15 protein-coding genes are annotated in these 25728 nt (G+C 69.6%); 7 read left to right on the plus strand and 8 right to left on the minus strand.

Translation table 11 applies throughout. From position 1 onward, the window contains the following. Positions 1 to 43: 43 nt before the first annotated feature. Entirely contained in the window at positions 44 to 526 is a 483-nt protein-coding gene (locus AL072_RS16630; protein ID WP_045583401.1) for a MarR family transcriptional regulator, read from the minus strand. A 300-nt stretch (positions 527 to 826) separates the two neighbouring features. Between AL072_RS16630 and AL072_RS16635 the strand changes: the two genes are divergently transcribed. Further along, positions 827 to 1513: an HAD family hydrolase gene (locus AL072_RS16635; protein WP_045583123.1), complete on the plus strand. Its 687-nt coding sequence runs from the start codon at positions 827 to 829 to the stop codon at positions 1511 to 1513. A gap of 311 nt (positions 1514 to 1824) precedes the next feature. On the opposite strand, the gene AL072_RS16640 is transcribed toward AL072_RS16635, so the two are convergent. Next, a complete protein-coding gene (locus tag AL072_RS16640) occupies positions 1825 to 3111 on the minus strand; it encodes an MFS transporter (RefSeq protein ID WP_045583122.1) in 1287 nt (428 codons plus the stop codon). Between the two features lie 893 nt (positions 3112 to 4004). Here AL072_RS16640 and nifJ point away from each other — a divergent pair. From nifJ to AL072_RS16665, 5 genes are all read left to right on the plus strand, one after another. Next, complete coding sequence (gene nifJ / locus AL072_RS16645) at positions 4005 to 7523, plus strand: pyruvate:ferredoxin (flavodoxin) oxidoreductase (protein WP_045583400.1); 3519 nt, start codon at positions 4005 to 4007, stop codon at positions 7521 to 7523. 288 nt (positions 7524 to 7811) lie between these two features. Then, entirely contained in the window at positions 7812 to 9329 is a 1518-nt protein-coding gene (locus AL072_RS16650; protein ID WP_045583121.1) for a tagaturonate reductase, read from the plus strand. 65 nt (positions 9330 to 9394) lie between these two features. Then, positions 9395 to 9712: a hypothetical protein gene (locus AL072_RS16655; RefSeq protein WP_245636899.1), complete on the plus strand. Its 318-nt coding sequence runs from the start codon at positions 9395 to 9397 to the stop codon at positions 9710 to 9712. Between the two features lie 60 nt (positions 9713 to 9772). After that, entirely contained in the window at positions 9773 to 10837 is a 1065-nt protein-coding gene (locus AL072_RS16660) for a LacI family DNA-binding transcriptional regulator (protein WP_045583119.1), read from the plus strand. A 98-nt stretch (positions 10838 to 10935) separates the two neighbouring features. Continuing rightward, on the plus strand, positions 10936 to 12462 hold the full coding sequence (locus AL072_RS16665) for an FAD-binding oxidoreductase (protein WP_045583399.1): 1527 nt from the start codon (positions 10936 to 10938) through the stop codon (positions 12460 to 12462). Positions 12463 to 12514: 52 nt separating this feature from the next. Here AL072_RS16665 and AL072_RS33535 read toward each other — a convergent pair whose 3' ends face one another. The 3 genes from AL072_RS33535 to pflB all read right to left on the minus strand — a co-directional run bounded on the left by AL072_RS33535 (position 12515) and on the right by pflB (position 18499). Then, positions 12515 to 15046, minus strand: coding sequence for an esterase-like activity of phytase family protein (locus AL072_RS33535; RefSeq protein WP_082109045.1), 2532 nt, complete (start codon positions 15044 to 15046; stop codon positions 12515 to 12517). Positions 15047 to 15213: 167 nt separating this feature from the next. After that, complete coding sequence (gene pflA / locus AL072_RS16675; protein ID WP_045583118.1) at positions 15214 to 15975, minus strand: pyruvate formate-lyase-activating protein; 762 nt, start codon at positions 15973 to 15975, stop codon at positions 15214 to 15216. Between the two features lie 238 nt (positions 15976 to 16213). Further along, a complete protein-coding gene (pflB, locus tag AL072_RS16680) occupies positions 16214 to 18499 on the minus strand; it encodes a formate C-acetyltransferase (protein ID WP_045583117.1) in 2286 nt (761 codons plus the stop codon). A 383-nt stretch (positions 18500 to 18882) separates the two neighbouring features. Between pflB and AL072_RS16685 the strand changes: the two genes are divergently transcribed. Next, a complete protein-coding gene (locus tag AL072_RS16685) occupies positions 18883 to 19743 on the plus strand; it encodes a MurR/RpiR family transcriptional regulator (protein ID WP_052710114.1) in 861 nt (286 codons plus the stop codon). Positions 19744 to 19765: 22 nt separating this feature from the next. On the opposite strand, the gene AL072_RS16690 is transcribed toward AL072_RS16685, so the two are convergent. Genes AL072_RS16690 through AL072_RS16700 form a run of 3 tightly spaced genes read right to left on the minus strand, consistent with a single transcriptional unit; the run spans position 19766 to position 25571 of the window. Next, complete coding sequence (locus AL072_RS16690; protein ID WP_045583116.1) at positions 19766 to 22870, minus strand: efflux RND transporter permease subunit; 3105 nt, start codon at positions 22868 to 22870, stop codon at positions 19766 to 19768. 2 nt (positions 22871 to 22872) lie between these two features. After that, complete coding sequence (locus AL072_RS16695) at positions 22873 to 24093, minus strand: efflux RND transporter periplasmic adaptor subunit (protein WP_063840356.1); 1221 nt, start codon at positions 24091 to 24093, stop codon at positions 22873 to 22875. Continuing rightward, positions 24090 to 25571 (minus strand): efflux transporter outer membrane subunit, encoded by a 1482-nt coding sequence (locus AL072_RS16700; RefSeq protein ID WP_063840355.1) that lies wholly within the window; start codon positions 25569 to 25571, stop codon positions 24090 to 24092. Before AL072_RS16700 ends, AL072_RS16695 begins: the two co-directional genes overlap by 4 nt. Positions 25572 to 25728 lie beyond the last annotated feature (157 nt).

Here is a 25728-nt window from a genome sequence, read left to right on the forward strand (position 1 = left end):
GACAGCAGCGGGGCAGGGCGGGACGGGGTAGGGCGGGCGGGCCTCAGGCGGCCTGCGGGCCGTCCGTACCGTCTGCCGCCGGGCTGCCGGCCTGCATGTGGGCGATGATGCGCTTCATCAGGTGGCACAGAATCGCCCGCTCGTCCTCGGCCATGGCGGCGACGGGGGGCCCCAGCGACTGGCGCAGCGGATCGCGGCCCAGCAGCGCCCGCGCGTCGTCCGTCAGGTCGAACAGCCAGCCGCGCTTGAAACCCGGATGCTGCCGGCGGGTGAGCAGGCCCTTGTCCACCAGGGTGGAGACGGTGCGCGAGACGGGGGCCAGATGGATCTTCTGGAACCGGGCCAGCGCGGTCAGGGTGCGTGCCGGTTCCGGCGCATCGTGGAAATAGCGCAGGGCCACCCATTGCGCCGGAAACAGCCCCTCGGCGAAGCCGATCCCGTAGACGAGCCGGCTGACCTGATCCAGCAGGGTGACCGGATCGTCGTTCGCCATCCACCCATCGCCCGCCTCCGGCGTCTGCAACACGCGCATCTCCCCCCCGAACCCTGCCGGCCGGCCCGGCAAACACCCCGAGCCGCGGACTGTATCGAAGTCGACACGTCAGCGGAAGCGGGTGTGTTCGCGCATGCGTGGTCGAACCGCCGCGGACTTCGCGTGGATTATCACTGAGGAAAACCCTTAGGAAAAACCCGTTCCGGCGCCGCCGCAAGGCCGACTTCGCAAATCCTTTGGCGAAACGCCCCGGCCGCGCCCACCTCTGGTTCCGCAAGACCGGCCGCCGACGCGACGCGGCGCGACGGCCCCTCACCGAAGGGACTGCGGACCATGACCGATTTCCCCCATGTCACCAACGCCTTCCTGTTCGATCTGGACGGCACGCTCACCGACACGGTCTACCAGCATGTGCTGGCCTGGAAGGAGGCGCTCGACGGCGAGGGGATCGCCCTGTCGGTCTGGCGCATCCATCGCAAGATCGGCATGAGCGGCGGCCTGTTCACCAACATGCTGCTGCGCGAGACCGGGCTGGCCATCGACCAGGATCTGCTCGACCGGCTGCGCCGCCGCCATGCCGAGGCCTATGGGCGGCTGGCCGCCGGAGTCGTCCCGCTCCCCGGTGCGCGGGAGCTGTTGCAGGCGCTGACCGACATGGGCATCCCCTGGGCCATCGGCACCAGCGGCCGGATGGAGACGGCGCGGCCGGCCCTGGAGAAGCTGGGGATCGATCCCGACCGGGCGCCGGTGGTCACCCGCGATCAGGTGCGCTACGCCAAGCCCGATCCCGACCTGTTCCTGGCCGCCGCGGCGCGGATCGGGGTCGAGATCGGCAACGCCTTCGTCGTCGGCGACAGCATCTGGGACATGATCGCCGCCCAGCGCGCCCGTGCGCTCGGCATCGGCCTGCTGTCCGGCGGCTATGGACAGGAGGAGCTTGAACGCGCGGGCGCGCTCAGGGTCTACGAGGATCCGGCCGACATGCTCAGGCATCTCGACGAGGTCGGCGGGCGCCGCTGACATTCGGCGGAATCGGGGCCGCCGGAGGCGGTGGCCGGGGCGCCCTTCGCCGCACCCTCCGGACAAAGAAAGAGCCGCCGGAAGCACCGGCGGCTCTGAAGTCCGAGAGGAACGTCCAACAAGTTGTGCCGTGATCGACCACGGCGCATCCAGCGGTACAGCCACTAATATACTAATATCTCATGCCCTTGGCAAGCGGCTTCCGCCATCCGGGCGGCTTTTTGTCCGACCTGCCCGGCCGGAATGCGAAAACGCCCCCCGGCGGTGAAGCCGGGGGGCGTCTGGATCGCGGGATCCCATCCTCGATGCCATCAATCCGCCGTGCCGGTGGCCGGGTTGGCGGCCGGGGCAGGGGCCTTGCCGCCGCGCTGGCCCAGCACCAGGGCGATGATCGCGAAGGCGGCCAGATCGAACACGGTCAGGCAGGCGAACAGCGGCTCGTATCCGATGGTGGTGGCGAGCTGGCCGATGATCAGCGAGAAGATCATGCCGCCCATGTAGCCGGCCATGCCGCCGAAGCCGGTCGCCGTGGCGACGTCCTGCTTCTCGAAGGTGTCGGTGACCAGGGCGTAGAGCAGGCTCGACAGCATCTGGTGGGCGAAGGCTCCCAGCGAGAACAGGAAGATGGCGGCGATCGGGCTGACGGTGAAGCTGATCAGGGCCGGGCCGACCATGCACACCGCGCCGATTCCGACGCCGGCGATGCGGGAGTTGACCAGCGACATGTTGAAGCGCTTGACGAAGAAGGGAGACAGGTAGCCGCTGAGGACGCAGCCGATGTCACCGGCCAGGAAGGGCAGCCAGGCGAACAGGGCGAACTGCTTGATGTCCATGCCGCGGGTCGAGACCATGTACAGCGGGATCCAGAAGCTGAAGGTCTGCCACGCCGGCTCGGTCAGGAAACGGGCGGCGGCGATGCCCCAGAACTTGCCCTTGACCAGCACGCGCTTCATCGACGGCTTCGGCAGCTCGGCATGCTCCTGGCCATCCAGGATGTAGGCATGCTCCTCCCTGGTCAGGCGCGGATGGTTCTCCGGGTTGCGGTACAGCATGAACCACAGGACCGACATGCCGATGCCGAGGGCGCCGGTGACCAGGAAGGCCTCCTGCCAGCCATAGGTCAGCGACAGCCAGATCACGAAGGGCGGGGCGACCATGGCGCCGATCGAGCTGCCGGTATTGAACCAGCCGGTGGCGATCGAGCGTTCCCTGGCCGGGAACCACAGGGTGGAGGTCTTCACGCCCGACGGCATGGCGGCCGCCTCGCTGATGCCCAGCAGGCCGCGGAAGAAGGCCATCGACTGCCAGCCGCCGGCCAGCGCGTGCAGGGCGGCGGCGGTGCCCCAGACGAAGGCGAACATGGCGTAGCCGAACTTCAGCCCGATCAGGTCGGTGATGTAGCCGGCGACCGGCTGCATCAGGCTGTAGCAGAGCTGGAAGGCGCTGACGATGAAGGAATACTGCTCGGTCGTGAAATGGAGCTGTTCCTTGAGCGTCGGCGCCAGGATGCCCAGCGTGTTGCGGTCGATGTAGTTGACCACGGTGCCGAGCATCATCAGGGCAAGGATTTGCCACCGCAAACCACGGATCTTCTTCATGTTTTCCTCACATGCCTGCTGCGGCAGGCGCCGATGCGCACGTAGGGGCCCAAGGCGGCGGTCCGTGAAACAGGACGCTTCGCGGCGGGGGTTCGGTGCCGGGCGACGGGGGCGCTTCCGCGCCGTTTCAAGAGGGCGGGAGCATCGCCGGCAGAGTTATATTAATATATCAGTATGGTGATCAAGTGGCTTTCCGGTGCCGCTTTCCGGACCAGCGAAAATGTCGCAGTCCATTGTTGCGGCGCCAAATGTCTTCGCAAGTGCAGCATGAATGACGCCTTGGTCGGAAGCGCCGTTACTGCTGCAATGCAGCAAAATTCCGGGTTGAGAGTTTGTTCTATTGCGACGTGTCGGAGGGTCATGCCGCTCGGGCCACCGCATCCGCCGGTAGGAGGCCATGGCCACCATTCCGGATAAATGATCTGGATCAATGGCCTGCTGGGACCTGCAGTTGCCTGACCGATCAGTCCGCCCGGCCGATCGCTGCCGCCGCCTGCCGTGTCGGGGGCCATGACGTTGCGGCGACAACACCCACGCCCATGTTGCGGTGCGACAAAATGGGGGCTTCCTTGCTAAATTGATATATCAGACCGTGGTGCAGTGCAGGGCGACGACCGCTGAAAAATCGGCTTCGGACTGACGCGCGTCATTGCCGCCGGGCCCCTGTCGAACGACCATCCAAGGGGTCGGCCGCCGTTTTCCGTTGCTTTTTTCCCAATTCCTTCCCGCGCCGCCTTGCCGCCGCCATCCGGCCTTTCCGGCCTTTCCATCGAAGACGCTCCACGGAGACGACTGTCGCCACCATCGAGGACATTTCCGGCATGACCAACAGCCCTGAACCGACCGCCACCACCGCCGTCCCCGCAACCGCCTCCCGCAACGCGGCCCGCATCATGGACGGCAACGAGGCAGCAGCGTCGGTGGCCTACCGCGCCAGCGACGTCATCGCGATCTATCCCATCACGCCGTCCTCGCCGATGGGCGAGTTCGCCGACGAATGGGCGGCGGCGCGCCGTCCCAACCTGTGGGGCAGCGTCCCCGACGTGGTGGAGATGCAGTCGGAGGGCGGGGCGGCCGGCGCCGTCCATGGCGCGTTGCAGGCAGGCGCGCTGGCGACGACCTTCACCGCGTCGCAGGGCCTGCTGCTGATGATCCCCAACATGTACAAGATCGCCGGAGAGCTGACGCCCTTCTGCATGCATGTGGCGGCCCGCACCCTGGCGACGCATGCGCTGTCGATCTTCGGCGACCATTCCGACGTGATGGCCTGCCGCCAGACCGGCTTCGCCATGCTGGCCTCGGCCAATGTCCAGGAGGCGCACGACCTGGCGCTGGTCGCCCACGCCGCGACCCTGAAGGCGCGGGTGCCCTTCCTGCATTTCTTCGACGGCTTCCGCACCTCGCACGAGTTCAACTGCGTCCATACCCTGGCCGACGAGGATGTGCGCGCCCTGATCGACGATGCGTGCGTCGACGCCCACCGGCGGCGCGGCCTGTCGCCCGACCATCCGGTGATCCGCGGCACGGCGCAGAATCCCGACGTCTTCTTCCAGGCCCGCGAGGCCGCCAACCCCTATTACGACGCCTGCCCGGCCATCGTGCAGGACATGATGGACGCGCTCGCCGCCCGCACCGGCCGCGCCTACCGCCTGTTCGACTACACCGGCCATCCCCAGGCCGAGCGGGTGGTGGTGGTGATGGGCTCGGGCGCCGAGACCTGTGCCGGAGCCGTCGAGCGGCTGGTGGCCGATGGCGAGCGGGTCGGCTGCCTGACGGTGCGGCTGTTCCGCCCCTTCGCCATCGCCGATTTCGTTTCCGCCCTGCCGGCCGGCGTCCGGCGCATCGCCGTGCTCGACCGCACCAAGGAGCCGGGGGCCGTCGCCGACCCGCTCCATCTCGACGTCGTGGCGGCCTTGGCCGAAGCCCGCGCCGCCGACCCGGCAGCCATCGATCCCATGGTCATCGGCGGCCGCTACGGCCTGTCGTCGAAGGAATTCACCCCGGCCATGGCCAAGGCGGTGTTCGACGAGCTGAAGCGCGAGCGCCCGAAGCGCCGCTTCACCGTCGGCATCACCGACGACGTCACCCACCGTTCGATCCCCTGGGATGCGGCGTGGGGCGTCGAGGAGCCGGGCGTCTCGCGCGCCGTCTTCTTCGGGCTGGGGGCCGACGGCACGGTCGGGGCCAACAAGAACTCGATCAAGATCATCCAGGGCCGCACCGGGGGCCACGCCCAGGCCTATTTCGTCTATGACAGCCGCAAGTCAGGCTCGACCACCGTCTCCCACCTGCGCTTCGCCACGGATCCGATCCGCGCGCCCTACCTGATCGGGCAGGCCCAGTTCGTCGCCTGCCACCATCTGCCGCTGATGGAGCGGGTGGAGGTGGTGGAGATGGCCGCCCCCGGCGCCACCGTGCTGCTGAACGCCCCCGGCACGCCGCAGCAGGTGTGGGATTCCCTGCCGGCCGAGGTGCAGCGCATCTGCATCGAACGCAGGCTTTCGCTGCACGCCATCGATGCCGGCGCGGTCGCGCGCGAGGTCGGGCTCGGCCGCCGCGTCAACACCATCATGCAGACCTGCTTCTTCGCCCTGTCCGACGTGATGCCGGTGGCCGACGCCATCGCCGACATCAAGTCGGCCATCGCCAAGACCTACGCCCGCCGCGGCGAGCAGGTGATCGGCCGCAACATCGCCGCCGTCGATCAGGCGCTGGCCCATCTGCACCGGGTTCCGGTGCCCGACCGCGTCACCGCCGACCATATGCGCGCCGCGCCGGTGCCGGAGACCGCGCCCGATTTCGTCAAGCGCGTCACCGGCATGATGATCGCCGGCCATGGCGACCTGCTGCCGGTCTCGGCCTTCCCGGTCGACGGCACCTGGCCGACCGGCACCTCCAAATATGAGCGCCGCAGCATCGCGGCGGAGGCGCCGGGCTGGAACGCCGACCTCTGCATCGAGTGCAACAAGTGCGTGCTGGTCTGCCCGCATGCCGCCATCCGCGCCACAGTGGTGCCGGAATCGGCGCTGGCCGGCGCCCCGGCCGGTTTCGAGACCATCCCCTACAAGGGCCGCGAGTTCCCCGGCGGCCGCTACCGCCTGCAGGCCTCGCCGGCCGACTGCACCGGCTGCACCCTGTGCGTCGCCGCCTGTCCGGCCCATGACAAGGGCGGTTCCGGCCGCCGGGCGCTGGAGATGCGGCCCATCGATGCGCTGGCCGGCCAGCAGGAAGCGTTCGACTTCTTCCGTACCCTGCCGGCCATCCCGCGCGAGGCGGTTCCCACCACCGTCAGGCACACCCAGCTGCTGGAGCCGCTGTTCGAGTTCTCCGGCGCCTGCGCCGGCTGCGGCGAGACGCCCTATATCAAGATGCTGACCCAGCTGTTCGGCGACCGCATGGTGATGGCGAACGCGACCGGCTGCTCGTCGATCTTCGGCGGCAACCTGCCGACCACGCCCTACACCACCGACGCCACCGGCCACGGCCCGGCCTGGGCGAATTCCCTGTTCGAGGACAATGCCGAGTTTGGCCTCGGCCTGCGCGTCGCCATCGACCAGATGTCGGAGCAGGCGCGCGACCTCCTGGCCCAGCTGTCGGGCCGGCTCGAACCCGGTCTGGTGACGGAGCTTCTCCAGGCCGACCAGTCCGGCTCCGCCGGCATCGTCGCCCAGCGCAGCCGCGTCGCCGCGCTGATCGGGCAGCTCGCCGCGCTGCCCGATCCCCTGGCCCGCCGGCTGGAGCAGCTGTCCGACTATCTGGTCCGCAAGAGCGTCTGGATCGTCGGCGGCGACGGCTGGGCCTACGACATCGGCTATGGCGGTCTCGACCATGCGCTGGCGTCGGGCCGCGACGTCAACATCCTGGTGATGGACACCGAGGTCTATTCCAACACCGGCGGCCAGCAGTCCAAGGCGACGCCGATCGGCGCCTCGGCCAAGTTCGCCACCGCCGGCCGGTCGGCGGCCAAGAAGGATCTTGGGCTGATGGCGATGGCCTACGACCATGTCTATGTCGCCCGCACCGCCTTCGGCGCCCGTGACAGCCACACGCTGAACGCGCTGATGGAGGCGGAGAGCTACCACGGCCCGTCGCTGGTGCTCGGCTACAGCCACTGCGTCGCCCACGGCTACGAGCTGTCGCACGGCCTGGAGCATCAGAAGATGGCGGTGGAGAGCGGCCACTGGTCGCTCTACCGCCGCGACCCGCGCCGCCTTGCCGATGGCGGGACCGCGCTGCAGCTGGACAGCGGCGCCCCGTCCGCCGGTCTGGCCGCCTTCATGGCCGGCGAGGCGCGTTTCAGCGCGGTCGAGCGCGGCAACCCCGGCCGCTACCAGGCCCTGCTCGGCGAGGCGGAAGCGGAGATCCGCCGCAAGCGCCACCTGTTCGAGCATATGGCGGGTTTCAAGGAGTAGGAGAGGGTCAGCCCCCCACCTAACCTCCCCCGCTGGGCGGGGGAGGGACTGCCGCCGCTTTCCCGCATCAGCACCCAATCCCCTCCCCCGCCCAGCGGGGGAGGGTTAGGGAGGGGGGCGCACCGCGACACCCCCCCAATCCACCCACCCTCCATCCCCCAAGCCCGAATGCCGCACCCGTTTCCCCTTGCACCCCACATTAATATATTAGTATATTGAACCCATCGCCCGCGCCCTGTCCTGCGGCGCCGGCCCCGGATTTCCAGCTCCCGTTAAGGATGCCCAGTCATGCGTTCCCTGACCCGTGACCAGCTTGCCGGCGGCGCGTTCGACGTCGCGCACACCGGCGGTGCGCCGATTCCGCCCGTGACCATCCTCCAGGTCGGCGACGGCAATTTCCTGCGCGGCTTCGTCGACTGGATGGTCGATGTCGCCAACGGCCAGGGTCTGACCAACGCCGGCGTCGCCATCGCCCAGCCGCTCGACCAGGGCATCTCCGGCCTGCTGAAGGCGCAGGACAACCTCTACACCGTGCTGCTGCGTGGCATCGGGAACGGGCGGGAGGTCGAATCCCGCCGCGTCGTCTCCTGCGTCGCCGACGCGCTGAACCCCTATGCCGACTGGGCGCGAATGGTCGAGCTGGCCTCGTCCCCGGCGCTGCGATTCTTCATCTCCAACACCACCGAGGCCGGCATCGCCGACCGCGAGGAGCCCTACACCCCCGGCACCTGCCAGGACAGCTTCCCGGCCAAGGTCGCGGCGCTGCTGCACGCCCGCTACACGGCGCTGGGCGGCACCGCCGACAGCGGCCTCGTCTTCCTGCCCTGCGAGCTGATCGAGGCCAACGGCAGCAACCTCAAGCGCATCGTTCTGGCCCATGCCAAACGCTGGGGCCTGGAGGCCGGCTTCGCCGACTGGATCGAGACGCACAATCATTTCCTGAACACGCTGGTCGACCGCATCGTCCCCGGCTATCCCCGCGACGAGGCCGCGGCGCTGACCGCCAAGTGGGGCTACGAGGACAAGCTGGCGGTCGCCGCCGAGCCGTTCCATGTCTGGGTGATCGAGGGTCCGGCCCATCTGGCCGACGAGCTGCCGCTGCACAAGGCCGGCCTCGACGTGGTGTGGACCGACGACCTCCAGCCCTACCGCACCCGCAAGGTGCGCATCCTGAACGGTGCCCACACCGCCAGCGCGCTGGCCGCCTATTGCGCCGGGCTCGACACCGTCAAGTCGATGATGGACGACCCCGCCGTCTCGGCCTACCTGAACAAGGTGATGTTCGAGGAGATCGTCCCCTACGTGCCGCTGCCCGAGGCGGAGCGCCAGGATTATGCCCGCACCATCATGGAGCGCTTCGGCAATCCCTATATCCGGCACGAGCTGATCTCGATCACCCTCAACTCGGTGTCGAAATGGCAGGTGCGCGTCCTGCCCAGCCTGAAGGATGCGGTCGTCCGCAACGGCCGGGCCCCGGCCGGCCTGTCCTTCTCGCTGGCGGCGCTGCTGCGCTTCTACCGCGGCACTCTTGCCGACGGCGCCTATACCGGGACGCGCGAGGCCGGTTCCTACCCGATCAGCGACAATGCCGAGGTGATCGCTGCGATGAGCGCCGCCTGGGCGGCGCATGCCGGCGACGCCAAGGCCCTGGTCGCGGCGGTGCTGTCCGACACCCGCCTGTGGAAGGAGGATCTGACCGCCATCCCCGGCCTTGCCGCCCGCGTCGCCGACAGCCTCGCCGCCATCGAGGCCAAGGGCATGAAGGCGGCCATGGCCGATCTGGTGGCCGATCTGGTGGCCGGCTGATCCGGCTTTGCGTTTATCATGACCCCGGAGGCGGGGCGTGCCCGCATGGACACGCCCCGCAAGGCATGGCAGAAATGACCCCCAACCTGTCCAGGCGCATCGCCGAACTGGAACTCGACGCCGCGGTGCTGCGCCACCGCTTTCTCCATATCCCGCTGGCGATGCAGGAGGATTGCGGTCTCTGGAAGAGCCACAAGGCGATCGGCCGCGAGGCGCTCAGCCTGTTCCGCGCCGTCCGGCAGGAGACCGGCGCTGATGGCGAATGCGACGCCGCCGAATGCGACTGGGCGCTGGGCCGGATCGAGGCCGCCTATCAGCTGGTCCACGAGGCGATCCATTCCCTGTCCGCCCTGACACTCGCCGACCCGCCGACCCGCCATTGACGGGGAGGGGGCCGGGATGTAGCCGTTCCCGCCCAACGCCGCAGAAGGAGAAGCGACGCGATGCAGACGATCGATCAGAGGAAGCGGACGCGCCGCGGCACCCAGCGGGTGACGATGACCGACGTCGCCACCGCCGCCGACGTGTCGCCCAGCACCGTGTCGCTCTATCTGCGCCGTCCGGAATCCGTGTCGCACCATCTCACCGAACGCATTGCCCGCGTCATCGACGAGATGGGCTATGTGCCCAATCTGGTGGCCGGCAGCCTCGCCGCGGCGCGCAGCCGCACCGTCGGCGTCATCCTGCCCTCGATCCTCAATTCCTTCTTCGCCGAGACCTACAACACCCTCCAGGGCATGTTCCAGGCCGCCCATTACCAGACCCTGCTGGGCGTCAGCGAATTCAGCCCGGAGGAGGAGGAGAGCCTGATCCGCGCCTTCCTCGCCTGGTCGCCGGCGGCGATGGTGGTGACCGGATTCCACCACACCGACCGGACCCGTGCCATGCTGGCCTCCTGCGGCGTGCCGGTGGTGGAGATGTGGGACATGCCGTCCCATCCCGGCGAGGCGGTCGGCATCAGCGTCGGCTTCTCGCATTTCGAGGTCGGCCGCATGCAGACCAGCCACCTCTACGACCAGGGCAGCCGCAAGGTCGCCTATATCGGCGCCGCCGCCCACCAGGATCTGCGGGTGCGCAGCCGCACCGACGGCTATGAGGCGGAGGTGATGCGGCGCGGCCTGCACGATCCCATCGACTTCACCGTTCCGGACGCCGCCACCACCGAGGTCGGCCGCTGGCTGATCGACGAGATCCTGACCCGCCACCCCGACATCGACGGGGTGGTCTGCTCCAACGACGCGCTGGCGCTGGGCGTGCTGTTCGAGGTGACGCGCCGCGACCTGCGGGTGCCGGAGGATCTGGCGGTGGTGGGATTCGGCGATCTGCCCTTCAGCAGTTCCTGTCCGCCGCCACTGACCACCGTCCGCCCGCCCCAGCGGGAAATCGGCCGCCTCAGCGCCAGCCGGATCCTGGCGACCCTGGACGGCGCCCGCACCGCGCCGCAGCACCACAATCTCGATTGCGAACTGGTGGTCCGCGCCAGCACCCGGCGGGTGAAAGCTGATTAGGCGCCGGCACCATCCCTCCCGGCGCGGTTGACGGCAATTTATTATCATTAGGATAATTAATTTTCATAAACACAACCGTTGACAGGGTGGGCCGGCTCATGGCGCTCGGATTGCAATCGTCCCGCCGCAATTTTCTCGTCGGGATGGGCCGGTTCGCCGCGGCGGCGGAAGTGGTCCGGCTGTTGCCGGGCTCGGCAATCGCCGCCGAGGCTGCCGGGACGGGCGGGGCGCTCTGTCCGCCGCCGTCGGCCTGGTCCGATCTGGCCAGGGGGGTGAGCGGCGGCGTGCTGCGGCCGGAGGATCCCTTCTTCGCCGATGTCTGCCGGCCCAACAACCTGCGCTATGGCGCGACCCTGCCGGCCGGCATCGCCCGCTGCGTCACCGCAAGCGACGTGCAGAGCTGCGTCCGCTGGGTGAAGGATCAGGCGATGCCCTTCGCGGTGCGGTCGGGCGGCCACAATTACGCCGGCTTCTCCACCACGCCCGGCCTGCTGATCGACATGTCGAAGATGGCGGGGGCCGAGCCGGTCGCCGGCAAGGACGGGTTGGTCCGGGTGCTGGGCGGCACGATCAATTCGCTGGTCTACAAGCAGATGGAACGGCTCGGCCGCACCATCACCCACGGGCGCTGCGACACGGTGGGGGCGGCCGGCTTCCTGCTCGGCGGCGGCATCGGCTTCAACATGCGCAAGTTCGGCATGGCCTCCGACCTGCTGCGCGCGACCGAGCTGGTGACCGCCGACGGCAGCCTTGTCGATGCCGACGCCGACCGGGACAGCGCGCTCTACTGGGCCTGCCGCGGCGGCGGCGGCGGCAATTTCGGCATCAACACCTCCTTCACGCTGGAGACCCGCCCGGCGGAGCCGGTGACCGTCTTCAACCTGACCTGGACCACGGATCTGCCCCGCGTTCTGAAGCTGCTGCTGACCGAGCTGGCGGCGGCGCCCGACGAGTTCGGCAGCAAGATCAGCGTCACCATCCCGAGCTGGCAGGAGCGCTGCGACAAGGTTCCGCTGTCCCTCTCCGTGCTCGGCCAGCTCCACACGTCGAAGGCGACGCTGAAGGACATCTTCGCTTCCACCTGGGAGCTGGCGGACCAGAGGGTGGTGAAGGAGAACGTGCCCTATTGGCAGGGCCAGGATTTCCTGACCGAGACGACCTTCCCCTATTATTACCAGGAGAAGTCGAGCTATATGACGGCGGCGCGGATCACCGACGAGGCGATCGCCGCGATGTTCGACTGGGCGGCGCGGATGCCCGCCACCTCGATGCCGGTGTCCTTCAAGTTCTTCCAGGTCGGCGGCGCCATCGACCGCATGGAGCCCACCGCGACCGCCTATGTCCATCGCGGCTACGACTGGCTGTTCACCATCGAGGCCAACTGGTGGCGCCCCACCGATTCCGTGCTGCTGATCGAGCGGGCGCTGGAGTGGCAGCAGCGCTTCTACGACGACGTCAACCGCCGCACCGGGGCGGCCGGCGCCTTCCAGAACTTCCCCGACCCGTCGCTGGCCGACTGGCAGCGTGCCTATTACGGCGAGAATCTCGCCCGGCTGGCCCAGGTCAAGGCGGCGGTCGACCCGGCGATGCTCTTCACCTTCGCCCAGGCGATCCGCCCGGCCTGAGGTCCGGGAGAAGGGCGGGCGGGGCGAACCCCACCCGCCGTTACGCCCGTCCTCAGAACCGGTAACCGACCGAGGTGAAGACGCTGTGGTCGCGGTTGTCGCGGCCGAACTTGCCGTCATAGCCGACCTGCCACGCCACGGCGCCGCTCAACACCGTCACGCCGGCCCCGGCGCGCAGCCCGTCCCGTTCGGGCGTGCCGAAGGTCCGCGTCACCGTGCCCAGGCTGCTGGTGCTGCGGTTGGCGAGCGTGGCGGCCAGCGTCTCGCCCCCGCGCACGCGGTTCCACTCATAGCTCAGGCGGGCCTGCGGGATGACCGACGCGCTGTCCATCTCGAAGCGGTGGGCCGCCTGCCCGCCGAACTCCCAGCTCCAGCCGCGCTGGGTCTGGCTCGGCAGGGTGCCGTTCAGGTGGATCGCGTCGGTTTCCGTATAGCCGTCGATGGTGGCGCGGGTGTAGCGCGCCGCCGCGACCGGGCCGAACGACCACGCCCCTTCGCCCAGCTCATAGCCGCCGTCGACGCCGACCGACCAGCTGCGCCCCTTGGTCTCGCCGCGGGCGGTCAGGCCGTAGGCGCCGGTGTTGCGGGCGATCTTGTCGTAGGTGTCGAACGAGTAGGTGCCCGACAGGCTGCCGAAGAACTTGCCGTAGCTCCCGGCCACATAGGGGCTGATCGCGGCGGAGCGCACCTTGGCGCTGCCGGTCTCGCCGAAGGACAGGCTGTTGCGGGCACCGCCCACCGCGAAGCCGGCGACCAGCGTGTCGGTGATCCGGATGTCGGCGCCGACCTGCCCGTTGCGCGAGTCGGTGTCGGCACCGGCGGCCATGCCGGTGTCGTCGGCACGGTCGAAGCCGAGCCGCCCGCCGACCCAGCCGCTGATGACCGGGCCACTGGTGGCCGGACCGCCGCCGCCCTCGCTGGAGCCGCCCAGGAAGCGCAGGCCGGCCAGATGGCTGCGGACCGAGCGCGACGCCGAATCGGCCATCGCCACCGAGGCGTTGCCCAGGCCGCGCGCCAGCGGAAGCGCGGTCTGGCGCAGCGATTCGATCGCCAGCGGATCGACGTAGGTCGGCAGGGTCAGCCGGTAGACCAGCAGCATCGTGTCGACATTCGCCCCGGCGTCATAGGCGGCGCCGACCTGATAGCCGTTGCGCGTCAGGAAGTCGTTGTCGTTGCCGACGAACAGGAAGAAATCGTCCGGCTTGGCGGCGTCGAGCACCGGCAGCAGCCCCATCGCCTCCCACTTCTCCGACAGCAGGTTGGCATCCTGCGCGCCGCCATTGTGCAGCCCGAACTTCGCCAGCTGGCCGTTGTTGTTGATGCTGAGGAACTGCGTGTAGGACACCGGCGTCACCGCCGCCACCAGATTGCCGCCGGGGGCGACCGGGGTGGTGCCGTCATAGGCGGTGCCGACCAGATTGGTGGCGTTCGACACGTCGACGATGTCGATGCTGCGGTAGAGCGAGTCGGTGCCGCTCAGCCCCTGGCCGTTGCCGCTGTCGCGCGACAGGACGAGGAACTGCTTGTCGTTCAGCGCCAGCATCTCGCTCTGCGCCGCGACCAGCGTGCGGCTTCCCGAGCGGAAGGTGGGCAGCGGCACGACATAGTGGCCGACCAGCGCCGGGCTGTCCGGGTTGCTGGAGACGTCGTAGATCACCAGGCGGGTGTTGCGCCGGGTGGCGCTGTTGCCGCCGGTGCCGCCGTCCTGGCGGGTGGCGCTTTGCAGCAGCGCCGCCAGCTTGGTCTTGTCCGGAGTCAGCGACAGCCCTTCCAGCCCCTGGTTGTTCTGTCGGCCGCGGGTCGGGTCGGCCGGGGACGGGGCGGGCTGGCCGGTGGCCGGGTTGTTGGAGGAGAAATCGAGCCCGCCGTTGCGCACCGGCAGCAGAGCCGCCGGCGGCTGCACGGCCGAGATCATCCGGCCGCTGGCCGAGAAGTGGTAGATGTACGGGCCGTATTCGTCGCTGATGTAGAAGCTGCCGTCGGCCAGCCGGGCGATGCCCTCGGTGTCGAGGCTGATCTTGCCGTTGTAGGCCTGGGGCAGCGCCGGCAGGCCGTTCGCCGCGGCGCGGACGCCGGTGCGCGGCTGCGGATCGAGGCCGGTGGTGACGGTGCCGTTCGTCTCCGTCAGCAGGGTGGTGTCGAGCACGCTCAGCCCGATCTGCGACTGCTGCCCGCTTCCGGCGGCCAGCGCGGCGCTGCCGTAATAGGGGGTCAGCGACAGGGCCAGCGTGTTCAGCCGCGGCCGGTAGTCGGTGGTGCCGACCACGTTGTAGCCGCGGTCGGGCAGGGCGAACATGATGCCGCTGTAGCTGTCGCCGTTGCGCCGCCAGGAGCCGGCGTCGAAGGTCAGCCCCGACATCGAGCCCAGCGTCTCGCCATACTTGTCGCGGGTGGAGGAGGCGATCCGGCCGACGCCGACCAGACCCTGGTTGGCGAAGCTGGAGCCGCCGATCGTCACGCTGTCCACGGTCTGGGCGGAGGCGACCCCCATCGCGGCCCCGCAGGTGGACAGGACGAGAGAGGCGAGACCGGTCGCGGACAGCAGGGCCGTCCGCAGCCGCCCGGCGCGGTGTGTCTGGTGCATTGAAAAGAACCCCCCAAGCGAATCCCAAGCGAATTCAAGAGGGGTATTAGGCGCGGGTGCGTGACCGCGTCGTGTCGCATCGGTGACGTGTCGATGACGTTTTTATAGGGGCGTTTTCATATGGACGTATGAGCCGCCCGAACCGGGGGCTACAGCGGGGACCGGGCTCAGTCCGCCCGCAATCCCCGCGCCTGGAACTGGCCGCGCACCCGCTCGACCAGCTCGTGCGACGGCGGTTCGGTGGCCGACAGCATATAGCGGCGGCCCAGCGCCTTCCATTTGTGCTCGCCCATCTTGTGGAAGGGCAGCACGTCGACCCGGTCGACCACGCCCAGCCCGGCGACGAAGTCGGCCAGCCCGTCGATCTCGGCGGCGTCGTCGGTCAGGCCGGGGACCAGCACATAGCGCAGCCAGATGCGCTTGTTCATCCCGGCCAGCCGCTCGGCGAATTCCAGGGTGGGGCGCAGCGGCACGCCGGTCAGATGGCGGTAGGTCTTCTCGGAAAAGGCCTTGATGTCGAGCAGGACGAGGTCGACGTCCTCCAGCAGATGGTCGTCGGCGTGGTTGCCGAGGAAGCCCGAGGTGTCGAGCGCGGTGTGCATGCCCAGCGATTTCGCCCCGCGCAGGATGGCGGCGGTGAATTCCGGCTGCACCAGCGGCTCGCCGCCGCTGAGCGTCAGGCCGCCATGGGCCCGTTTCAGGAATTCGGCATAGAGCGCGATGTCTTCAAGGATTTCGGTCGAGGTTGTCCGCGTCCCGTCATGCATGTGCTGGGTGTCGGGATTGTGGCAGTAGAGGCAGCGCAGCGGGCAGCCCGACATGAACAGCACATAGCGGATCCCCGGCCCGTCGACGGTGCCGCCGGTCTCGACCGAATGGATCCAGCCGGAGACGGAGCCGGTGCGGGGGACGGGGGGAGGCTGTGTCATGGAATGCTTGCTCTTGTTGAAAAGCGGCTTTGCCGGAGGTCCTCGGCCCCCACCCCGACCCTCCCCCTCTCTCGGCGGACCCCGGGTCCGTCCGATCGAGGGAGAGGGTGCCTTCCGCCAAAGCGGCGGCAGTCCCCTCTCCCGCGTCAGCGGGGGAGGGTTAGGGAGGGGGCATAGGACCCGAACCGGCAGGCACCGCCGGGAAAACCGACCCGGCGGGCCGCCTTCCTCAAGGTCTTCAGTGCTTGTCGTGGAACGTGCGGCTGATGACGTCGAGCTGCTGCTCGCGCGTCAGCTTGATGAAGTTCACCGCATATCCCGACACCCGGATGGTCAGCTGCGGATACAGCTCCGGATGGTCCATCGCATGCAGCAGCGTCTCACGGTCGAAGACGTTGACGTTGATGTGGTGCCCGCCCTGGGCGGCATAGCCGTCGAGCATGCCGACCAGATTGTCCACCCGCTCGCCTTCGGTCCGGCCGAGCGCGCCGGGGACGATGGTGAAGGTGTAGCTGATGCCGTCCTGCGCATGGGCGTAGGGCAGCTTGGCCACGCTGGCCATCGACGCGATGGCGCCCTTCTTGTCGCGCCCGTGCATCGGGTTGGCGCCCGGTGCGAAGGGCTGGCCGGCCTTGCGGCCGTCCGGCGTGTTGCCGGTCTTCTTGCCGTAGACCACGTTCGAGGTGATCGTCAGCACCGACTGGGTCGCCATCGCGTTGCGGTAGGGCTTCTGCTTGCGCAGCGCCGTCATGAAACGCTCGACCGCCCAGATGGCGATGTCGTCGACCCGCGCGTCGTTGTTGCCGAAGGCCGGATAGTCGCCCTCGATCTCGAAGTCGGTGGCGAGGCCGCTTTCGTCGCGGACGACCTTCACCTTGGCGAACTTGATGGCCGACAGGCTGTCGGCGACCACGCTCAGGCCGGCGATGCCGCAGGCCATGGTGCGCAGGATGTCGCGGTCGTGCAGCGCCATCTCCAGCCGCTCGTACATGTACTTGTCGTGCATGTAGTGGATGGCGTTCAGCGCGTTCATGTAGACCTTGGCCAGCCACTCCATCATCGGCTCGAAGCGGGCCATGACCTCGTCATAGTCCAGCACGTCGCCGGTGATCGGCGCATAGGCCGGGCCGACCTGCTCGCCCGAAACCTCGTCCTTGCCGCCGTTGATTGCGTAGAGCAGCGTCTTGGCAAGGTTGGCGCGGGCGCCGAAGAACTGCATCTGCTTGCCGATGCGCATCGCCGACACGCAGCAGGCGATGCCGTAATCGTCGCCCCAATAGCCGCGCATCAGGTCGTCGCTCTCGTACTGGACCGAGCAGGTCTTGATCGAGGTGTCGGCGCAGAAGCGCTTGAAGCCTTCCGGCAGCTTCTCCGACCACAGGACCGTCAGGTTCGGTTCCGGCGCCGGGCCCAGGTTGTGCAGGGTCTGCAGCATGCGGAAGTTGGTCTTGCTGACCAACGTCCGGCCGTCCAGCCCCATACCGCCCAGGCATTCCGTCACCCAGGTCGGGTCGCCCGAGAACAGCTGGTCGTATTCCGGCGTGCGCAGGAAGCGGACCAGGCGCAGCTTCATGACGAAATGGTCGATCATCTCCTGGGCCTCGGCCTCGGTGATGACGCCGTCGCGCAGGTCGCGGTCGATGTAGATGTCGAGGAAGGTGGAGACGCGGCCCAGCGACATCGCCGCGCCGTTGGCCTCCTTCACCGCCGCCAGATAGGCCAGATAGGTCCACTGCACCGCCTCGCGCGCCGTCGCCGCCGGGCGCTTGACGTCGAAGCCGTAGGTCGCGGCCATCGCGACCAGCTCCTGCAGCGCCCTGATCTGCTCGGAGATCTCCTCGCGCAGGCGCAGCACGTCCTCGTCGATGCGGCTGACCTCCAGCGAGGCCAGCTGGGCCTTCTTGTCCTTGATCAGGAAATCGGCGCCGTACAGCGCCAGCCGGCGATAGTCGCCGATGATGCGGCCGCGGCCGTAGGCGTCGGGCAGGCCGGTGATGACGCCGGACTTGCGGCAGCGCAGCATCTCGGGCGTGTAGACATCGAACACGCCGTCATTGTGCGTCTTGCGCAGGCCCGGGAACACCTCCTCCAGCTTGGGCGACGGGGTGTAGCCGTAGGCCTCCAGGCCGGTCTTGACCATGCGCCAGCCGCCGAACGGCATGATCGCGCGCTTCAGCGGCTTGTCGGTCTGCAGGCCGACGATGACCTCCAGCTCGCGGTCGATGTAGCCGGCGCCGTGCGAGGTGATCGAGGCGAAGATTTCCGTGTCGGCGTCGAGAACCCCGCCCTTGGCGGCGCGTTCCTGCTTCAGAAGGTCGGTGACCTTGGCGAACAGCGCGGTGGTGCGGGCGGTGGGACCGGCGACGAAGCCCGCATCCCCCTCATAAGGGCACAGGTTGCGCTGGATGAAATCGCGGACGTCGACCGAGCGGCGCCAGACGCCCGGGGCGAAACCGCGCCAGGGGTCGGCGGCGGACTGCTGCTCCGGGGCCAGGGCAAGTCCGTCCATCAGCAGGGTGTCCATGATGTCTCCTCAGAGATAAAGACGTCGGCGCGGGTCGAAGGCCGTGTCGGCGCTGAGTGGTGCCCCGCGTGCGAGCGGAGCGGTTGGAATTCTAGGCGCGACGGGCGCCGTTTTCGTTGACACACGTCATATTTTCAGGCCGGGTGCGGCGCGGTCGATGCCGGGGTTTGCGCCCGCTCTGTAGTTTTACTACATACTCCTCGACGGCCTTCCGGACAAGGCGAAGCCGCCCGACATTTTGTCGCAGGGGGGCGCTGGGCGGGTTGGAAATCCTTGGAAAGAGGGTGTCCGGCCGGCGACGGAATCGGTCGTTCGCAGCGCTGTATATGTAGCTTTGCTACATGTGCTAGGCTGGCGCACAATCAGAAGGGAGAGCCCCCAAGATGCTGGCGAGAATCGCCGCCGTCCGCGACCAGATCCGCCCCTCAGAGCGCAAGCTGGCCGACTATGCGATGGCCCATCCGGGCGACGTCATCAACCTGTCCATGGCCGAGCTGGCGGAGCGGACGGGGGTGAGCGAACCGACGGTGGCGCGCTTCTGCTCGGCGCTCGGCTGCCGCGGCTTCCGCGAATTCAAGATCAAGCTGGCGCAGGACATCGCCGGCGGCATGCCCTTCCTGCACCAGGATCTGTCGTCGGCCGGCGAGACCGACGGCGAGGGCGGGGTGCCGGGGGCGGTTCTGGCCGGCAAGCTGTTCGACCGCACCATCGCCACGCTGATGCAGGTGCGCAACAACCTGCCGGCCGAGGCGGTGGACCGCGCCGCCGACATCCTCGCCGCATCGCGCCGGATCGAGTTCTACGGGTCGGGCAATTCCGGCACGGTGGCGCAGGACATCCAGCGCAAGTTCTTCCGGCTGGGCATGCCGACGGTGGCCTATTGCGACAGCCACGTCTATTTCGCCTCCGCCCTGACGCTGGCGAAGGGGGATGCGGTGGTCGCGGTGTCCAGCACCGGCCGCACCCGCGACATCCTCGACGCCGTGCAGAACGCCCGCAAGGCGGGGGCCGACGTGGTGGCGCTGACCCGTTCCGGCTCGCCGCTCGCCGACATGGCCACCGTCAGCCTGGTGGCCGACGTCGCCGCCGATTTCGACATCCACTCGCCGATGACCGTCCGCATCGCCCATCTGGTGCTGGGCGACATCCTCTCCATCGCGGTGGCCCTGCGCATGGGCGACACCTTGCAGGAGCGGCTGAAACGCCACGACCGCGCCGTCGACGCCCATGACACGGAACGGTAGGGACCCCGAAAGTTAAGACAGGTCAGAGGTCCGCCATCCCTCCGGCCGCCTCCCGCGCCTCCTCCCGGCCCCCCTCCTGTCGGGGCGCGAACCAGCCCGCCAGCCAGCGCGACAGGTCGTCGACCAGCAGGAACAGCGCCGGGATCACCAGCAGGCTGAGCACGGTCGAGGTCAGCAGCCCGCCGATCACCACCACCGCCATCGGCTGGCGGAAGCTGGGGTCGGCGCCCAGCCCCAGCGCGATCGGCATCATGCCGGCGCCCATGGCGATGGTGGTCATCAGGATCGGGCGGGCGCGCTTGTGGCAGGCGTCGATCAGCGCGTTCACCCGGCCCAGCCCATGGTCCCGCCGCGCCATCACCGCATATTCGACCAGCAGGATCGAATTCTTGGTGACGATGCCCATCAGCATCAGCAGCCCGATCACCGTCGGCATCGAGAAGCTCATCCCCGCCGCCAGGATGGCGAACAGCGCGCCGCCGACCGACAGCGGCAGCGCCGCCAGGATGGTGGCCGGCTGCAGGAACTCGTGGAACAGCAGCACCAGCACCGCATAGATGCAGAAGACGCCGATGCCCATGGCGGTGCCGAAGCTGCCGAACAGCTCGCTCATCCGCTCCAGCTCGCCCTGCTCGACCAGATGGACCGAGCCCGGCAGCGAGCGCATCGATGGCAGTGCCTTTGCCTCGCCCATCACCTCGCCCAATGCCCGGCCGGCCAGCTCCACCGACAGGGTGACGTTGCGCGAGCGGTCGATGCGGTCGATCTGCGACGGCCCGCTGCCGAAGCCGATCTCCGCCACCGACGCCAGCGCGACCGTCCCGCCGCCGCCGGTCACCCGCAACTGCCCGAGCGCCGCCAGATCGGTCCGCACCGCCGGGTCGAGCCGGACGCGGACGGCGATCTGGCGCTGCGGCAGGTTCAGCTTGGGGATCGCCGACGAATAGTCGCCATAGGTCGCCATCCGCACCGCGTCGGCCAGATCCTGCGAGGTGACGCCCAGCGCCGCCGCGCGGGCGAAGTCGGGCCGGATCTGGATCTCCGGCCGTTGCAGCGCGGCGCCGGAGGTGACGTTGCCGATGCCGCCCAGCGTGCGCAGGTCGGCCTCCACCGCGTCGGCCGCCTGCTGCAGCGCGGTCGGGTCGTCGCCGGCCAGCGTGATCTGCAGCTGCTCGCCGTTGTTGCCGCGCCCGACCTCGACCCGCGCGCCGGGAATCCGCCGCAGCAGCGTGCGCATCTCGGCCTCGACCGCCGCCTGGGAGCGGTGGCGGTCCGACCGCGGCACCAGCTCCACCGTCAGCGCGGCGGTGCGTGGGCTGGTCGTGGTGGTGGCATCCATGCCGCCGCCCATCGTCGCCGTGCCGACCGCGGTGAACACCCCCCGCACCTCCGGCACCCGGCGCAGCAGCGCATCGGCTTGCAGGGCGAGGGCGGTGGTGTCCTCCAGCGCGGCGTCGGGCGGCAGGGTCAGCGTCACCTGGCTCTGCGCGTCGTCCTGCGCCGGCATGAATCCGGTGGGCAGCAGCGGGATCATCGTCAGCGACAGGCCAAGGAAGGCGGCGGCGGCCAGCGCCGTGCGCCAGGGATGGCGCAGGCAGGCGCGCACCCCGGCGAGATAGGTCAGCATCAGCCGTCCGTCGCGCTCCTCCGCCGGCTGCGCCGTCATGAACTGCGCCGCCATCATCGGGGTCAGCAGCCGCGCTACCAGCAGCGAGGCCAGCACCGCCACCGCCGCCGTCACGCCGAACTGGCGGAAGATCCGGCCGGGAATCCCGCCCATGAAGGCGGTGGGCAGGAACACCGCGACAAGGGTGAAGGTGGTGGCGATCACCGCCATCCCGATCTCGTCCGCCGCCTCCATCGCCGAGACGCGGGCCGATTTGCCCTGGCGCATGTGGCGGGCGATGTTCTCCACCTCGACGATGGCGTCGTCGACCAGGATGCCGACCACCAGCGCCAGCGCCAGCAGCGAGACGGTGTTCAGGCTGAAGCCCAGCATATACATGGCGGCGAAGGCCGGCAGGATCGACAACGGCAGCGCCACCGCCGAGATCAGCGTCGCCCGCAGGTCGCGCAGGAACCACCAGACCACCACGACCGCCAGCGCCGCCCCTTCCAGCAGCAGATGCATCGACCCCTTGTAGTTCTCCAGGATCGGCGTGACCGTGGTGCTGGCCTCGGTGATCGTCACCTCCGGATGGGCGGCGGCGAAGGCCGCCACCGTCCTGCGCGCGCCCTCCGCCACGCCGGCATCGGAAAATCCCTTGCTGCGGGTGATCTGGAAGGCGATCACCGGCTGTCCGTCGACGAAGGCGCGGGTGCTGCGGTCGGCATGGGCGTCGCCCACCCGCGCCACCTGATCGAGCCGGATGTGCCGCCCGTCGGCCAGCGGCAGGGTGATGGCGGCCACCTCCTCCACCGTGCCGACGGCGCCCAGCGTGCGCAGCGACTGGCGCTTGCCGCCGATCTCGCCCTGGCCGCCGGAATTGTCGCTCTGCACCGATTTCAGCGCGGTCGACACGGCGGACGGCGTCACCCCCAGCCCGGCCATCAGCGCGGGATCGAGGTCTACATGGACCTCGCGGTCGATGCCGCCGACCCGCGTCACCCCGGCCACCCCCTTGGCCGCCAGCACCGCCTTGGTCACGTCGTTGTCGATGAACCAGGACAGGTCAGCCTCGTCGAGCCGGTCGGAGCGGACGCTGTAGGTCAGCAGCGCGCGGGTCTCCGCCGTCACCTTCGACACGCTGGGCGAGGTCATGCTGGCCGGCAGGTCGGCCTTGGCGCCGTCGACCGCGTTGCGCACCTCGTTCAGCGCCTCCTCGCCGTCCTTGTCGATGTCGAAGGTGATGGTGATGGCGACGGAGCCGTCGGTGATGGTGGTGGTGATGTGCTCGACCCGGCCCAGCGAGGCCAGCTTGTCCTCGATCTTGCGGGCAACCTCGGTCTCCAACTGGGCCGGGGCGGCGCCCTCCAGCGAGGCGCTGACGGTGACGGTGGGCAGGTCCATGTCGGGGAACTGCTGGATGCCCAGCCGCTCGAAGCCGATCAGCCCCAGCATGGTCAGCAGGATGAACAGCAGCAGCGAGGGGACCGGGTTGCGGATCGACCAGGTGGACAGGTTCATCGTCAGCGCTCCCTGCTCTTCGCCGGGGTCCTGGCCGGAGGCAGGCTGGCCACATCCGTCGCGCCGCGCAGCACGCCGGCGACCGGCGCCACCGTCACCGTCGCGCCGTCGGACAGGAAGGCGCCGCCGGTCTCCACCACCCGCGCGTCGGCGGACAGGCCGGACAGGATCTCCACCCGGTCGTCCCGGCGCCGGCCGGTGGCGACGATGCGCCGGGTCACCCGGTCGTCGTCGCCGATGGTGAAGACCAGCGACCGCCCGTCGCGCAGCACGACCGCCGATTGCGGCAGGGTCAGCGCCGGGGCGGTCCCCAGCTCGACGGTGCCGCTGGCATAGCTGCCGGCCAGCGCCCCGCTGCCGGCCGGCAGGGCGACATAGACGATGCCGCGGCCGGTGCCGCTGTTGAGCGCCGGGGCCGTCTGCCGCACCGTCCCCTCGACGATCCGCCCGTCGGGCAGCGTCACCCGCGCGGCCTGTCCCGGCCGGACCTGCGGCAGCTGCCGCGCATCCAGCTCCGCCTGCCATTCCACCCGGCCCTGCCGTTGCAGGCGGAACAGCTCGGTCCCCGCCGACACCACCGCGCCCAGCGTGGCGGAGCGCGAGGTCACCACCCCGTCATCCTCCGCCCGGATGCGGGTGCGCGCCAGCGTGATCCGGCTGCTGTCGAGATCCGCCTGGGCCGACGCGAGGCTGGCCTTCGCCGTCTCCTCGGACACCAGATAGTCGGTCACCTGCTGCTCCGACAGCGCGCCGCTGCCCTTGACCAGACGGGCGCGCCTCGCGTTCGCCTGGGCCTGGGTCAGCGTCGCCCGGGCCTGGGCCACCAGCGCCTCCTGCTTGCGGATGTCGGCCTGTACGCTGTCCTGCGCCAGCCGCGCCAGCTCCTGCCCGCGGGTGACGGTGGAGCCGACGTCGGCGAACAGGTGGGTGATGCGCAGGTTGCCGGTCTCCGCCCCGATCACCGCCTCCTGCCACGCCGCGAGCGCGCCGCTGGCCGGCAGGGTCCGTGCCCAGTCCTCCGTATGGGGAAGCGTGACGGTGACGGTCAGCACGCTGCTGCGCGCCGCGGGACCGGTTGTGGTGCCGGCGGCGTCCTGCGATGCGCCGTCGTCCGGTGTTTCCGTCCGCGCTCCGGTCAGGGCGGCGGCGCCGACGCCGACCGCGAAGGCCAGCCCCAGTCCGGCCCCGAGTTTGGCGATCCGCCTGAGGATGGGGAAGCTCACGATGCGTCTCCGCTCTTCCGGTTGTTCGCTGCGGCCGCCCCGGCCGCGGTCTTGGCCGCCGTCCCGACTGGTGCCCTGGCCGGCGTTCCGGCCTGCCAGCCGCCGCCCAGCGCCTTGTAGAGCGCGATCCAATATTCGATCTGGTCGCGCTGCACGGTGATCAGGGAAATCTCGGCGTTCAGCGCGTTGCGCAGCGCCTCCTCGCGGTCGAGCAGGCTGGCGCCGCCGGCCCGCCAGTTGCGGTCGATGGCCTCGAAATAGCTGCGGTAGCCCTCGGCCGCGGTGCGGGCATCGCCGGTGCGCCGGGTGGCGGCGTCGAGCCGGACCAGCGCCTGCTCCACCTCGCGGATGGCGGTGCGCACCCCGTCGCGATAGGCGGCCAGCTGGTAGTCGTAGGCGGCCCTTGCGCTGTCGGCAGCCGCGGCGCGCTTGCCGGCGTCGAACAGCGGCGCGGTCAGCGACGACCCGAGCAGCCATGTCGACATCAGGCTGCCCAGCGCCGTGCCGGACCGCGCGATCTCGCCGCTGAAGGACAGGCTGGGGTAGCGGTCGGCCTCGGCCACGCCGATCTCGGCGCTGGCCGCCGCCAGTTCCCGCTCCAGCGAGGCGAGGTCGGGCCGCTGGGCCAGCGCCGCTGCCGGCACGCGGTCGACCGCGAAGCCCTCCGGAGCGGGCAGGGGGGCGGGCGAGCCTCCCGATGCCGGTTCCAGCCGGCGGCGCAGATCGGCCTCCGCCAGCCCGGTCAGCGCCACCAGCGCCTTGACCAGCACGTCGCATTCGGCCTGCTGTTCGATGGCGCTGGCGCGCAGGCTGGCGGCGCTCGCCTCGGCCAGCGACCCGTTGCCGGGGGAGGTGAAGCCGGCCCGCACGCTGGTGGCGGTGGCGCGCGCGGTGCCGGCCTGGGACGCCGCCTCGCCGGCATAGGCGCGGGCCAGCAGCCGGCAGGCGCGGTATTGCACGTAATCGTCGGCGACCTCGGCCGCCAGCGACACGCGGGCATCGTGCCAGTCGTCGGTCCGCGCCTCGACCCGCGCCTCGGCGGCGTCCTGGGTCCGGCGCAGCTTGCCGAACACATCCAGCTCCCACGAGGCGTCGAGCGTCCCGGACAGGCTGTTCCCGGTGGCGACCCCGCCCAGCGCCGACTGTTTCGCCCGCTGGGCCGAGCCGCCGGCCGTCACGGTGGGCAGCCGGTCGGCCCGGTCCTGCGCCAGCGTGGCGCGTGCCTTGGCGATCGACGCCCAGGCCTGCGCCAGCGACGGGCTGTCCGTTTCCGCGGCATGGAGCAGCCCGGTCAGCACCGGGTCGTCGAAGCGGTCCCACCAGTCCAGCAGCGACGTGCCGCCCGCCCGGTCCGGCAGGGGCGCCGCCCAGTGCGCCGCGGCATCCGCCGCCGGCGCGCGGTAGTCCGGCCCGACCGCGCAGGCCGCCAGCGCCAGGGCGGCGGCCAGCGCCGCGACGTTTCGAAAAGCACAGGCCATGCCGCCCTACGGTCCGTTCATCCCATCGGTCGCCCCGATATAGCGCGGGCCCGTGTCAAGCGGCGTTAAGTCAGCGTAAAGTTGGGTAAAAGTCGCCGGAAGCCGCCGCGATCAGGGGGCTTCGCCGTTGACAGATCCCGTCCGCCGGATCGACTGT

This window comes from Azospirillum thiophilum (assembly GCF_001305595.1).
Classification (GTDB): domain Bacteria; phylum Pseudomonadota; class Alphaproteobacteria; order Azospirillales; family Azospirillaceae; genus Azospirillum; species Azospirillum thiophilum.